Source organism: Curtobacterium sp. APC 4022 (assembly GCF_030407555.1).
In the GTDB taxonomy this organism is placed as follows: Bacteria; Actinomycetota; Actinomycetes; order Actinomycetales; family Microbacteriaceae; genus Curtobacterium.
Genome location: NZ_JASDDD010000013.1, coordinates 43,963 through 57,242 on the forward strand (window position 1 = coordinate 43,963; position 13,280 = coordinate 57,242).

At 70.2% G+C, this 13,280-nt stretch carries 13 protein-coding genes; 7 read left to right on the top strand and 6 right to left on the bottom strand.

Annotated elements, in window-relative coordinates; translation table 11 throughout:
• Positions 1 to 68 precede the first annotated feature (68 nt).
• The 6 genes from QL987_RS06340 to QL987_RS06365 all read left to right on the top strand — a co-directional run bounded on the left by QL987_RS06340 (position 69) and on the right by QL987_RS06365 (position 6,225).
• Positions 69 to 1,628 (top strand): PTS mannitol transporter subunit IICB, encoded by a 1,560-nt coding sequence (locus QL987_RS06340; RefSeq protein WP_111074287.1) that lies wholly within the window; start codon positions 69 to 71, stop codon positions 1,626 to 1,628.
• 74 nt (positions 1,629 to 1,702) lie between these two features.
• Entirely contained in the window at positions 1,703 to 2,140 is a 438-nt protein-coding gene (locus QL987_RS06345; protein WP_166781155.1) for a PTS sugar transporter subunit IIA, read from the top strand.
• Positions 2,137 to 3,288 (top strand): mannitol-1-phosphate 5-dehydrogenase, encoded by a 1,152-nt coding sequence (locus QL987_RS06350; RefSeq protein WP_221849689.1) that lies wholly within the window; start codon positions 2,137 to 2,139, stop codon positions 3,286 to 3,288. The genes QL987_RS06345 and QL987_RS06350 overlap by 4 nt, the downstream gene beginning before the upstream one ends.
• 155 nt (positions 3,289 to 3,443) lie before the next feature.
• Positions 3,444 to 4,376, top strand: a complete 933-nt coding sequence (locus tag QL987_RS06355; protein ID WP_290156809.1) for an NADP-dependent oxidoreductase — start codon at positions 3,444 to 3,446, stop codon at positions 4,374 to 4,376.
• Positions 4,377 to 4,559: 183 nt separating this feature from the next.
• Positions 4,560 to 5,378 (top strand): DUF805 domain-containing protein, encoded by an 819-nt coding sequence (locus QL987_RS06360; RefSeq protein WP_290156810.1) that lies wholly within the window; start codon positions 4,560 to 4,562, stop codon positions 5,376 to 5,378.
• Positions 5,379 to 5,565: 187 nt separating this feature from the next.
• Complete coding sequence (locus QL987_RS06365; protein ID WP_356840014.1) at positions 5,566 to 6,225, top strand: DUF805 domain-containing protein; 660 nt, start codon at positions 5,566 to 5,568, stop codon at positions 6,223 to 6,225.
• A gap of 78 nt (positions 6,226 to 6,303) precedes the next feature.
• Here the strand turns inward: QL987_RS06365 and QL987_RS06370 are convergent, their stop codons facing one another.
• The 6 genes from QL987_RS06370 to QL987_RS06395 form a co-directional block, all read right to left on the bottom strand.
• Positions 6,304 to 6,945 (bottom strand): TNT domain-containing protein, encoded by a 642-nt coding sequence (locus QL987_RS06370; RefSeq protein WP_290156811.1) that lies wholly within the window; start codon positions 6,943 to 6,945, stop codon positions 6,304 to 6,306.
• Between the two features lie 51 nt (positions 6,946 to 6,996).
• A complete protein-coding gene (locus QL987_RS06375; RefSeq protein WP_111074282.1) occupies positions 6,997 to 7,770 on the bottom strand; it encodes a succinate dehydrogenase iron-sulfur subunit in 774 nt (257 codons plus the stop codon).
• Position 7,771: 1 nt separating this feature from the next.
• Complete coding sequence (gene sdhA / locus QL987_RS06380; RefSeq protein WP_111074281.1) at positions 7,772 to 9,565, bottom strand: succinate dehydrogenase flavoprotein subunit; 1,794 nt, start codon at positions 9,563 to 9,565, stop codon at positions 7,772 to 7,774.
• Between the two features lie 69 nt (positions 9,566 to 9,634).
• On the bottom strand, positions 9,635 to 10,081 hold the full coding sequence (gene sdhD, locus QL987_RS06385) for a succinate dehydrogenase, hydrophobic membrane anchor protein (protein WP_111074280.1): 447 nt from the start codon (positions 10,079 to 10,081) through the stop codon (positions 9,635 to 9,637).
• Positions 10,082 to 10,094: 13 nt separating this feature from the next.
• Complete coding sequence (sdhC, locus tag QL987_RS06390; protein ID WP_111074279.1) at positions 10,095 to 10,556, bottom strand: succinate dehydrogenase, cytochrome b556 subunit; 462 nt, start codon at positions 10,554 to 10,556, stop codon at positions 10,095 to 10,097.
• 75 nt (positions 10,557 to 10,631) lie between these two features.
• Entirely contained in the window at positions 10,632 to 11,876 is a 1,245-nt protein-coding gene (locus tag QL987_RS06395; protein ID WP_290156812.1) for a glycosyltransferase family 1 protein, read from the bottom strand.
• Between the two features lie 160 nt (positions 11,877 to 12,036).
• On the opposite strand from QL987_RS06395, the gene QL987_RS06400 reads away from it, so the two are divergent.
• Positions 12,037 to 13,152, top strand: coding sequence for a mannose-1-phosphate guanylyltransferase (locus QL987_RS06400; RefSeq protein ID WP_111074277.1), 1,116 nt, complete (start codon positions 12,037 to 12,039; stop codon positions 13,150 to 13,152).
• Positions 13,153 to 13,280 lie beyond the last annotated feature (128 nt).

Here is a 13,280-nt window from a genome sequence, read left to right on the forward strand (position 1 = left end):
CCCGCACCACGCCCCACAGCACCCCACCCGATCCCTGCAGCAGCACCCCACACAGAGAGTCAACGCACATGACAACGTCGTCCGTTGCAGCGCCAGACACCCGCGACAAGTCGCGGGGTGGCGCCCGCGTCGCCGTCCAGAAGTTCGGCACGTTCCTGTCCGGCATGGTGATGCCCAACATCGCGATCTTCATCGCGTGGGGCCTCATCACCGCGTTCTTCATCGAGACCGGGTGGACGCCGGTCGGCGTCCTCGGTGGCTTCGGGGAGACCAACGGCGTCGCCAACATCGGCCTCGTCAGCCCGATCCTGACCTACCTCATCCCGCTCGCGATCGCCTTCCAGGGCGGCCGCATGGTGTACGAGACCCGCGGCGCCGTCGTCGGTTCCGTGATGGCCATGGGCGTCATCATCGGTGCCAACGGCACGATCATGATCCTCGGCGCGATGATCTGTGGTCCGCTCGGTGCCTACCTCATCAAGCAGATCGACAAGATCTGGGACGGCAAGATCAAGCCCGGCTTCGAGATGCTCGTCAACAACTACGCAGCCGGCATCCTCGGGTTCCTGCTCGCGTTGGTCGGCTTCTTCTGGCTGGCCCCGCTCTTCAAGCTCATCGCCGAGGGTCTCGGTGCCGCGGTGAAGTTCCTCGTCGACAGCTCGCTGCTGCCGCTCGCCAGCGTCATCATCGAGCCGGCGAAGGTGTTCTTCCTCAACAACGCGATCAACCACGGCGTGCTCGACCAGCTGGGCGCGCAGCAGGTCCAGGAATCCGGCAAGTCGATCCTGTTCCTCCTCGAGGCGAACCCCGGCCCCGGTCTCGGCATCCTGCTCGCCTTCACCTTCTTCGGTGTCGGCATCGCCCGCTCGACCGCTCCCGGCGCGATCCTCATCCAGTTCTTCGGTGGCATCCACGAGATCTACTTCCCGTACGTGCTGCAGAAGCCGATCCTGTTCGTCGCCGTCATCCTCGGTGGCGCGACCGGTGTGGCCACCAACGTCGCCTTCCAGTCCGGCCTCGTCGCGCCGGCCTCGCCCGGTTCGATCATCGCGGTCCTCACCGCGACGGCGAAGGACAGCTACGTCGGCGTCATCCTCTCGGTCGTCCTGTCCGCAGCGGTGTCGTTCGCGGTGGCGTCGTTCTTCCTCCTCGCCAGCCGCAAGCGTGACCTGGCCTCCGGCACCGGCGGCGACATGAGCGCCGCGATGGCGAAGCTGCAGCAGAACAAGGGCCGCGACGTGAACTCGGCGACCTCGGGCCTGCTCGGCAACAACTCCCCGGCCAACGAGGAAGAGGCCGAGGCCTCCCTCGGGGGTGTCGGTTCCGCCAGCACCGCCACGGCGACGCGCGTCGAGAACGTCGTGTTCGCGTGCGACGCCGGCATGGGTTCGAGTGCGATGGGCGCCAGCGTCCTCCGCAACAAGATCAAGAAGGCCGGCATCGAGAACGTCACGGTCACCAACAAGGCGATCGCCAACCTCTCGGGTGACGAGGACCTCATCATCACCCAGGAAGAGCTGACGGACCGCGCGAAGCAGAAGAACCCGAACGCCCAGCACGTGTCGGTCGGTAACTTCATGAACGCACCGCAGTACGACCAGGTCGTCGACCAGCTCAAGAACCAGTAAGACAAGAGCACGATGGGGGAGGGGACGGGCGACCGTCCCCTCTTCCGCCGTCCACCACGAACAAGGAGAACCGTATGCCCGTCCTGCAGGAGAGCCAGATCCGCATCCACACCGAGGACGCTGCGCCGACCAAGTCGGAGGCGATGAAGGAGGCGGCTGCGATCCTCCAGGAGGTCGGCGCGGTCACCGCGGACTACTACCCCGCCATGCTCGAGCGCGAGAAGAGCGTCTCGACGTACATGGGCAACTACCTGGCGATCCCGCACGGCACGAACGACGCGAAGGACGCCATCAAGGCCTCCGCGCTGTCCTTCGTCCGCTACGCCACCCCGATCGACTGGGACGGCAACGACGTCCGCTTCGTCGTCGGCATCGCGGGCGTGAACAACGAGCACCTCGACATCCTCAGCAAGATCGCGATCGTGTTCTCGGACGAGGACCAGGTCCAGGCGCTGACCGACGCACCCGACGTGGCCGCGATCCTCGCGATCCTCGGTGAGGTCAACGAGTGAGCACCGCCGTCCACTTCGGTGCGGGCAACATCGGCCGCGGGTTCGTCGGTCTGCTGCTCCACCAGGCCGGGTACGAGGTCGTCTTCGCCGACGTCGCCGCCCCGCTGATCGACGCGCTGGCCGCCGCCGACTCGTACACCGTGCACGAGGTCGGTGCCGGAGCCCAGGACCACGTCGTCACCGGCTTCCGTGCCGTGAACAGCGCCCAGGACGAGGCCGGTGTCGTCGCCGAGATCGCGACCGCCGACATCGTCACCTGCGCCGTCGGACCGACCGTCCTGAAGTTCATCGCCCCGGTCATCGCGAAGGGGCTGCAGCAGCGCTCCGCCGACGCCGCCCCGCTCGCCGTGATGGCCTGCGAGAACGCGATCAACGCCACCGATCGCCTCCGCGAGTTCATCGTGGACGCGCTGCCGGAGGACGAGCGTGAGGACGCCCTCGCGAAGGCCGTGTTCGCCAACACCGCCGTCGACCGCATCGTGCCGGCTCAGGCGCCCGGTGGCGGCCTCGACGTCACCGTCGAGACCTACTTCGAGTGGGCCATCGACCGCACCCCGTTCCACGGTGCCGAGCCGGAGCTGCCGGGGGCACACTACGTCGACGGGCTCGCCGCGTCCATCGAGCGGAAGCTCTTCACGGTGAACACCGGGCACGCCACCGTCGCGTACCACGGGTTCCTCGCCGGTGCCGACAAGATCTCCGACGCCGTCGCGATGCCCGCCGTCCGCTCCGCGCTCGAGGCCGTGCTCGCCGAGACGAGCGACCTGCTCGTCCGTCGTCACGAGCTCGACCCCGAGGTGCACCGCGCCTACGTCGAGGCGATCATCGGTCGCTTCGAGAACCCGCACCTGCCCGACACGGTCACCCGCGTCGGCCGCCAGCCGCTGCGGAAGCTGTCCCGCGACGAGCGCTTCGTGTCGCCGGCCGCCGCGCTGGCCGAGAACGGCACCGAGCCGACCGCGCTCCTCGACGCGATGGGCGCCGCACTGCGGTTCGACGTCGCGGACGACGAGCAGAGTGTCGAGCTGCAGGCGCTGCTGCGTTCGGACCGCTCGGACGCCGACATCGCGTCCGAGATCACCGGTCTCGGCGGCGAGCACCCGCTGCACGCCTCCTTCACGGGGCGGGTCGGCGCGGCGCGCGCCTGACGGACACAACCGCCTGACGGACGCAACCGCCTGACCGACGGGAGGCCCGGTACCAGCTGGTACCGGGCCTCCCGTCCATCCGGCGTCCGTCCGTCAGGCGTCCGTCTGGCGGTCGGCTTGAAGCTGCGGTCGTGGCCGCGAGTACCGTCGCGAGCATGACGAAGCAGTGGGTGGCACCGCGTCCCGGCGGCAGTGACGTGTTCGAACTGGTCGACGTCGAGGTGCCGGTTCCCGGCCCCGGCGAGGTGACCGTCCGCGTCCGCGCCGCCGGCATGAACCCCGCCGACGCGAAGCACACGCAGCGTGGCGACCCCGCAGACTTCCCGGTGCCGATCGGGTACGAGGTCGCCGGTGTCGTCAGCGCCGTCGGACCCGACACGACGATCGCCTCCGGGTCGGTCGCCGTCGGGGACGAGGTCCTGGCGTTCCGCGTCCGTGGCGGCTGGACCGAGGAGATCACGCTGCCCGCCGCGGACGTGTTCGCGAAGCCGGCGTCGCTCGGGTTCGCAGAGGCCGCGAACCTGCTCCTGGCGGGCACCACGGCAGCGGACCTCCTCCGCGTCACCGCGGTGCAGGCGGGCGACACCGTCCTCGTGCACGGAGCCTCGGGCGCCGTCGGCGTCAGTCTGCTCCAGCAGATCCGCGCACTCGGTGCGCACGCGATCGGCACCGCCTCCGAGGGCAACGCCGACACCGTCCGCGGCTTCGGCGGCACGTGGGTCGCCTACGGGGACGGCCTGGAGGCGCGGGTCCGTGACCTCGCCGCCTCCGGAATCGACGTGGCCCTGGACTGCGTCGGGTCCGACGAGGCCGTCGACGTCTCGTTGGCCCTGGTGGCGGACCGGAGCCGCATCGCCACCATCGCGGCGTTCGGGCGGGCGGAGGACACCGGCATCACCGCGATCGGCGGGGCGCAGCCGGACAGTGCCGCGTTCCGGGACTCGGTGCGCGCACGACTCATCGACCTGGCCGGACGCGGTGAGCTCGTCGTGCCGGTGGCCCGTACGTTCCCGCTGACCGACGCACGTGCGGCCCTCGAGTTGCTCGAGTCGGGGCACCCGGGCGGGAAGATCGCACTCCTGCCCTGACCGCTCCGGCGTCGTCCTGCCGCGGCGCTGCTGTCGCGGCGGCGTCGGTGCTGGCACACTGGGTCCCAGCGCGCGGGGTCAGCGTGCGGGGGAGCAGGATGGTCGGGGCACGTGTCCCGGCCGCCGGGGCCGCCGCCGAGGTCACCGTGGGCACACCGACCCTGCACCCCGGAAGGAACCGCCGTGAGCGACCAGTACCCCCAGGACCCGTACGCCAAGCGGCCGGGTGACGAGCCCGACCCGGCGCAGGGGGCGCCGTCCGGCCAGCAGCCGCCGGCGCAGTCGCCGTACGGGCAGCCGCAGTCACCGTACGGTCAGCAGCCGCCAGCCCAGCAGTCGCCGGCGCAGTCGCCGTACGGTCAGCAGCCGCCCGCGCAGTCGCCGTACGGTCAGCCGCAGTCGCCCTACGGTCAGCAGCCGCCGGCGCAGTCGCCGTACAGCCAGCCCGGCCAGTCCGGACAGTACGGCGGCCAGCCGGGTCAGTACGGGCAGCAGTCGCCGTACGGGCAGCCGGGTCAACCCGGGCACCCGGGTCAGTACGGACAGCAGCCGGGGCAGTTCGCCCAGCCGGGGTCCTACGGGCAGCAGGCCGCGACGCAGGGCGAACCGCCGCTCTGGGCACCCTGGTACGGCATCCCGTTCCCGAAGGCCTTCACGCGCTTCTGGAAGAAGTACGTGCGCTTCGATGGCCGCGCCAGCCGCAGCGAGTTCTGGTTCTGGGCGCTCTGGTGGGTCATCGGCAACTTCGCCACCAGCATCATCGACACCGTCATCGGCGGCGGTGCCAGCGGCGACTCGAACGTGGTCGGCGGCCTCTGGGCACTCGCGACGTTCGTCGGCTTCATCGCGCTCACCGTGCGACGCCTGCACGACGTGAACTTCTCGGGCCTGCTGGCCCTGCTGTTCATCATCCCGCCGATCGGGGCGCTCTTCGCCATCGTCATCGGTTGCATCCCGTCCGTCCGCGAGGGCGCCCGCTTCGACCAGCCCGAGCGCGGCTGACCCGGCGGCGCTGCACGGACCGCTCCGGCCCGCGCGACCCGCACCACCTGCGACGGCCCCACCATGCGGTGGGGCCGTCGTTCGCTTCCGGGAGTGGCCCCTCGGTCGGGGGTGGTCACGGTCGTCCAGGGGGACGGGGTTCCTGGTTGACTCGGAGCCGAGTACCACTCGACACCAGGGAGACACCGTGAGCGACAACCCGCAGCAGCCGTACGGCACGCCCGACGGCCAGCAGCCGCACGGGCAGCAGAACCCGTACGGACAGCCCGACCAGTACGGCCAGCAGCAGTACGGTCAGCAGCAGTACGGTCAGCAGCAGTACGGTCAGCAGCCGTACGGCCAGCCGCAGGGCTACGGTCAGGGCGTCCAGACCGGCCCGAACGGTGAACCGCCGCTGTGGGCCCCGTGGTACGGCATCTCGCTCCCGAACGCGGCCAAGCGCTTCTTCAAGAAGTACGCCCGGTTCGACGGCCGTGCCAGCCGCAGCGAGTTCTGGTGGTGGTACCTGGTCAGCACCGTCGTCTACGCGGTGCTCTGGACCCTGGTCGGCATCGGCTTCGCACAGTCCGAGCGGCAGACCGTCAGCACCGGGTCCAGCTACACGTCCGTGATGACGTCGCCGTCGCCGCTCTACCTCATCGCGTACTCGTTGGTCGGACTGCTGTCGCTCGCGATCCTGGTGCCGTCCTTGGCACTGGCATGGCGACGCCTGCACGACGGGAACTTCGCCGGGCCGTTCTACCTGCTCGTCCTCATCCCGGTCGTCGGCCCGATCATCGTGCTCGTGCTGTTCCTCATGCCCTCGAAGCCCGAGGGCCAGCGCTTCGACCGCCCCGAGCGCGGCTGACGCACCGCACCACGACGAAGCCCTCCTGCCCCGGTCGGGGGAGGAGGGCTTCGTCGTGGTGGGACGGACCGGCTCGGCTCAGACCACGCGGACGCGGGCCAGGGACCCGTCGACGACCAGGTCGCGGACGGTCGCCGTCGGGTTCGCGATCTCGAAGCGGAGCGCCCCACCCGGCTGGTCGAACCACGGCCGGACGAAGCGGACGGTGACGAGGAACGGGCGCTCGACCACGTACCGATGCACCTCGGGCGATGCGGCGGTGTGCGGCGGCAGCGACCGGGCGGGCAGCGGCGTCTCGAGCGGGTGCAGGAGGTAGCCGTCCGGTCCGCCGATGCGGTCCACGGGCACGCCGGCGGGGATCTGGATCGTCAGACCGGCGTCCCCGGTCGAGGCGACCTGCTGGGCCAGCTGCGGGTAGGTCGACGCCGACCGGTCGCGCATCTGGTCGAGGTCGCTGCGACGGATGTCGCGTGCGTCCGGGAACGGCCGGTTGAGGAAGCGTCGGAGCATCTCGACGGCGTCGGACTCGTTGCCGGCCGTGGCCAGGCGACGGGCCGTGCCGTAGTCGACGACCTCCAGCGCGAAGGAGCCGGCGTCGGCCGGGATGATGCGCAGCGCACCCTCCACCGGCGGCTCGTGGAGCGTCTCACCGGGGAGCTGCACGTACCGGACCGTGTAGCCGAGCTGATCCAGGATGGGGCGGGTGTCCGCGAACGTCATGAGCGGGAGCCTAGCGCGCCCGCCCATGACGTTCCTGTCGGCATCGGCGTGCTACGCCCGGCCGCGCATGACGGCCTGCTTGACCTCGGAGATCGCCTTCGTCACCTGGATGCCGCGCGGGCAGGCGTCGGTGCAGTTGAAGGTCGTGCGGCAGCGCCAGACGCCCTCCTTGTCGTTGAGGATGTCCAGGCGCACGTCGGCCGCGTCGTCGCGGGAGTCGAAGATGAACCGGTGCGCGTTGACGATCGCCGCCGGGCCGAAGTACTGCCCGTCCGTCCAGAACACCGGGCACGACGAGGTGCACGCGGCGCAGAGGATGCACTTGGTGGTGTCGTCGAAGCGTGCACGGTCGGCCACCGACTGGATGCGCTCCTTGCCCTTCTCCGGCGCGGACTTCGGCTGCAGGAACGGCTGGACCTCGCGGAACGACTTGAAGAACGGCTCCATGTCGACGATCAGGTCCTTCTCGAGCGGCAGGCCCTTGATCGCCTCGACGTAGATCGGCTTCGAGATGTCGAGGTCCTTGATCAGCGTCTTGCACGCCAGGCGGTTGCGGCCGTTGATGCGCATCGCATCGGAGCCGCAGACACCGTGTGCGCAGGAGCGTCGGAAGGTCAGGGACCCGTCCTGCTCCCACTTGATCTTGTGCAGCGCGTCGAGGATGCGGTCCGTCGGCAGCATCATCACGTCGAAGTCCTGCCAGCGCGGCTCGTCGTCCACGTCCGGGTCGAACCGGCGGACGATCAGCGTGACGGAGAACGATCCGGGAGGGGCGTCCTGCACGGTGTCGGTGCGGGGTGCCTCGGAGACCAGGGTGTCGGTCATCTCAGTACTTCCTCTCCATCGGCTGGTACCGGGTGATCACGACCGGCTTCCAGTCGAGCGTGATGTGGTCGTCGGCGAGGGACGAGTGCGGATCGCCCGTCAGGTACGCCATGGTGTGCTGCATGTAGTTCTCGTCGTCGCGCTTCGGGTAGTCGTCGCGCATGTGCCCACCGCGCGACTCCTTGCGGTTCCGTGCGGAGTAGACGACGACCTCGGCCAGGTCGAGCAGGAAGCCGAGCTCGACCGCCTCGAGCAGGTCGGTGTTGAAGCGCTTGCCCTTGTCCTGCACCGACACCTGCATGAAGCGGTTGCGGAGCGTGTGGATGGTCTCGGTCACGCGGGCGAGCGACTCGTCGGTGCGGAACACCTGCGCGTTCTTGTCCATCTCCTCCTGCAGCTCCTTGCGGAGCACGGCGACCCGTTCGGTGCCGGTGGAGGCCCGGAGCTGCTCGAGCATGCCGCGCACGTTCGCCGCGGGGTCCTCGGGCAGCGGCAGGAACTCCGCCGTCTGCACGTACTCGGCGGCGTTGTTGCCGGAGCGCTTGCCGAACACGTTGATGTCGAGCAGCGAGTTCGTACCGAGGCGGTTCGAGCCGTGCACCGAGACGCAGGCGCACTCGCCGGCGGCGTAGAGGCCCGGGACGACGGTGTCGTTGTCGGAGAGGACCTCGGCCTTGACGTTGGTCGGGATGCCACCCATGGCGTAGTGGGCGGTCGGCATCACCGGCACCGGTTCGACGACCGGGTCGACCCCGAGGTACGTGCGGGCGAACTCGGTGATGTCCGGCAGCTTGGTCTCGAGCACCTCGGCACCGAGGTGCGTGCAGTCGAGCAGCACGTAGTCCTTGTTCGGCCCGGCACCACGACCCTCGGCGACCTCCTGCACCATGCAGCGGGCGACGATGTCGCGCGGCGCGAGGTCCTTGATGGTCGGGGCGTAGCGCTCCATGAAGCGCTCACCCGAGGCGTTGCGGAGGATCGCACCTTCACCACGGGCACCCTCGGTCAGCAGGATGCCGAGGCCCGCGAGCCCGGTCGGGTGGAACTGGAAGAACTCCATGTCCTCGAGCGGCAGGCCGGTGCGCCAGACGATGCCGACGCCGTCGCCGGTCAGGGTGTGTGCGTTCGAGGTCGTCTTGTACATCTTGCCGAAGCCACCGGTCGCGAAGACCATCGCCTTGGCGTGGAACACGTGCAGTTCGCCGGTGGAGAGTTCGAACGCGACGACACCGGCCGGCTGCTTGCGGGTGACGCCGTCGTCGCCCACCACGTCGACCATGATGAGGTCGAGCGCGTAGAACTCGTTGAAGAAGTTCACGCCGAGCTTCACGCAGTTCTGGAACAGCGTCTGCAGGATCATGTGCCCGGTGCGGTCCGCCGCGTAGCACGCTCGGCGGACCGGGGCCTTGCCGTGGTCACGGGTGTGGCCGCCGAAGCGTCGCTGGTCGATCTTGCCCTCGGGCGTGCGGTTGAACGGCAGGCCCATGTTCTCGAGGTCGATGACCGCGTCGATGGCCTCCTTCGCCAGGATCTCGGCGGCGTCCTGGTCGACCAGGTAGTCGCCGCCCTTGATCGTGTCGAAGGTGTGCCACTCCCACGAGTCCTCTTCGACGTTCGCGAGCGCGGCCGCCATGCCGCCCTGCGCTGCACCGGTGTGGGAGCGGGTCGGGTACAGCTTCGAGATGACGGCGGTCTTCGCCTTCGGGCCGGCTTCGATGGCGGCCCGCATACCGGCGCCTCCTGCGCCGATGATGACGATGTCGAACTGGTGGTGGTGCACGGTGATGTCGGTCACTGGGGTCTTTCGATCAGGAGGCGGAGCGAGCGAGAGCGTGTCGCCAGCGCGGGATGACGCGGACGGCGGCTACTGCGCCGGGCAGAACGAGGGCAGGTCCGCGGCGGCAGCGCCGGCGGGGCACGGGTCGAACGTCCAGCACACGAGCGTGCCGAGGACGATCAGCAGGACGCACGCGGCGAGCACGGCAACGAGCAGGGTCTTCCGGACGCCAGGCTTCGCGACGTAGTCGTTGATGATCGTCCGCATGCCGTTCGAGCCGTGGATCAGCGCGAGCCAGAGCATCAGCGTGTCCCAGATCTGCCAGAACGGGCTCGCCCACTTGCCGGCGACGAAGGCGAAGTCGATCTGCTTGACGCCTTCGCCGGCGACCATGTTGACGAACAGGTGGCCGAAGATGAGGACGACGAGCAGGACGCCCGACGCCCGCATGTAGATCCAGCCCCACTTCTCCCAGTTGGTGGTGCGGCGGGCAGCGTCGGCGCTGCGGGGCGGGGCGATGGTCTCGGTGGTCATGACAGCCCTCGGTTCAGTTGAAGTCGGCGACGAGGTTCATGAGCTGGCGCGGCAGGAAGCCCGCGATCGCCACTGCCCAGAGCACGAGGACGACCCAGAACATGGCCCGCTGGTACTTCGGCCCCTTCGACCAGAAGTCGATGAGGATGATCCGCAGCCCGTTGAACGCGTGGAACACGATGGCGGCGACCAGGGCGATCTCGCCGAGGTTCATCAGCGGCGTCTTGTACGTGCCGATCACGGCGTTGTAAGCCTCGGGCGAGAGCCGGACCAGTGCCGTGTCGAGGATGTGCACGAGCAGGAAGAAGTAGATCGCGACACCGGTGATCCGGTGCAGCACCCACGACCACATCCCGACCGAGCCGCGGTACAGCGTGCCCTGCGGCGCGCGCGTCCGAGGTGCGTCGATCGACGTCCCGTCGATGGTCACCTGCGGGGTGGCTGTCGCCGTCCCGCCTGCGGTCTGCTCGGCCATGAGCTCGCCTTCCCGTAGGTCTGGCGCACCGATCGGCGCGCCGTTGCCGTCGTGTTCGTGTGGAACGCCACCATCCTACGTCCGAGCACCGACCTTCTCGTGCCACCCGGTGCGAGCCGTGCGGGTCGCGGCCGGCGGAGCGCCGATCGTCCGAGCCGTCTCGTGGTGCGCGAGCAGCTCGTCACCGACCGACTCCCACGTCGTGCCCTCGACCCGGAGCCGACCCGCCGAACCCATCCGCTCGGCCAGCGCACGGTCGGCGTGCAGTCGCGCCACCGCCGCGCGGAGGGCCAGCGGTGCTTCCGGGTCGTACAGCTCGCCGTCGAGTCCCGGGGACACCAGGTCGAGCGGTCCGCCGGAGGCCGGGGCCACCACCGGCAGGCCCGCCGCGTGCGCCTCCTGCAGGGTCTGCCCGAACGTCTCGGCGGCCCCGGTGTGCACGAACACGTCGAGCATCGCGTAGGCATCGGCCAACGCGTCGCCGCGCAGCGGGCCGGTGAAGGTCACGTCCAGGTGGCGCAGGCGCCGTTCCAGCAACGCCCGGGAGGGTCCCCCTCCGGCGACCACGACCCGGATGCCCGGCATGCCGCCGAGTTCTGCGAGCCGCTCGACCTCCTTCTCCGGTGCCAGCCGCCCCACGTAGCCGACGATGGTCTCGCCGCGCGGAGCGATGCGCCGTCGTAGGGCCCGCACGTGGGACGAGGAGCGACGGTCCGGGTGGAAGAGGGTCGTGTCGACGCCGCGGCCCCACCGGGCCACCCGCGGGACGCCCTCCTCGGCGAGCATCGCGGCCGTCGCCGACGACGGCGCCAGCGTCAGCGACGCTCCCGCGTGGATGCGCCCGAGGACCCGGCGGACGAGCGGAGCCGCCGCGGACAGGCCGTTGCGGCGTGCGAACCCGGCCACGTCGGTCTGGAAGACGGCGACGGAGGGGATGCCGAGCCTCCCGGCCGCCGTGATCGCGCGCCCACCCAACAGGAAGGGGCTGGCGGCGTGCAGCACGTCGGCGCCGGAGGCGGCGAGGATCGTGTCGAGGACCGGGTGTGGGAGCGCCACCGGGAACTGCCGGTACGCGACCGCCGGGATCCGGTGCACGTCGAAGCCGTGGTGCCGCTCCTGCTCGGAACGCGACCGCCAGGCGGCGAGACCCGGCGTGTCCGGGGCGATGACGACGGCCCGGTGGCCCCGGCGTCGCAGGTGCTCGAGCACCGCGAGGACGCTCGTGGTGACGCCGTTGAGGGTGGGCAGGAAGCTCTCGGTCACGACGGCGACGGTCCGGGGGGACTCGGTGCCTCGCTCCATGCTGCTGCGTGCGTTCATGGCACGGCCCATGCTCACGCCGACGCGTGGACGACCGGGGGGCACGACGTGAACGCGGTGCGCGCGAGGGGTGAACAGACCGTGCGCGGATCCCGGTGCCGTCCACGACACGTCCAGACGTCGTGCAGCCGCTGCACGGGGGCGCCGGTACGGTGGGCGCGTGACGGACGCACTCGACGACTTCTACGCGATCATCCCGGCCGGCGGCATCGGATCGCGCCTCTGGCCGCTCTCGCGCGCCGACGCCCCGAAGTTCCTGCACGACCTGACCGGGTCCGGCTCGTCGCTGCTCCGGCAGACCTGGGACCGACTCGAACCGCTCGCCGGCCCCGACCGCATCATGGTCGTCACCGGCCGGGCGCACCGCATCGCCGTCGAGTCCCAGCTGCCCGGGGTCGAGGACCACAACGTCGTCCTCGAGAGCGAGCCCAAGGACTCCACGGCGGCGATCGGCCTCGCCGCGGCGATCCTGCACCGCCGCGAGCCCGACGTCGTCATCGGCTCGTTCGCCGCCGACCACGTCATCGGCGACGCCCGCGGCTTCCGCCGGTCCGTCCGCGAAGCCGTCGTCGCCGCCCGCGCCGGCTACATCACGACCATCGGCATCACGCCGAACGAGCCCGCCATCGGCTTCGGGTACATCCACGCCGCCGACGAGGCGCTCGGGGTCGACGGCGCGACCACCGCGCACGCCGTCCGGTCCTTCGTCGAGAAGCCCGACCTGCGGACCGCGAAGAAGTACGTCGCCGACGGCTCGTACCTCTGGAACGCCGGCATGTTCATCAGCCGCGCCGACGTGCTCCTCGCCGAGATCGGACGCAACGAGCCCGAGCTGCTCGCCGGGATCGAGGAGCTCGCCGCGGCGTGGGACACCTCGGCGCGGGGGATCGTGGTCGACCGCATCTGGCCGTCGCTGAAGAAGATCGCCATCGACTACACGGTCGCCGAACCGGCTGCCGCCGCCGGACGCATGGCCGTCGTGCCCGGCGACTTCGACTGGGACGACGTCGGCGACTTCGCCTCGCTCGCGAAGCTGCAGTCCGGTGGGCGGAAGAACAACCTGGCCGTGCTCGGCGACAACGCCCGCATCCTGGCCGACTCGGCGAGCGGCATCGTCGTGTCGCAGAGCAACCGGCTGATCTCGCTGATCGGGGTCGAGGACATCGTCGTCGTCGACACCCCGGACGCGCTGCTCGTCACCACGAGCGCGAACGCGCAGCGGGTCAAGGGTGTGGTGGACGCGCTGAAGATCAGCGGGCGGGACGACGTGCTCTGAAGGGTGACGTGCTCTGAGGGGTGACGTGCTCTGAGGGGTGACGTGCTCTGATGAGTGAGGTGCGGCGGCCCCGGGCTGGGTCCCCCGCTCCCGGACCGGCGGGTACGGTCGAACCGGGGGAACTGCGA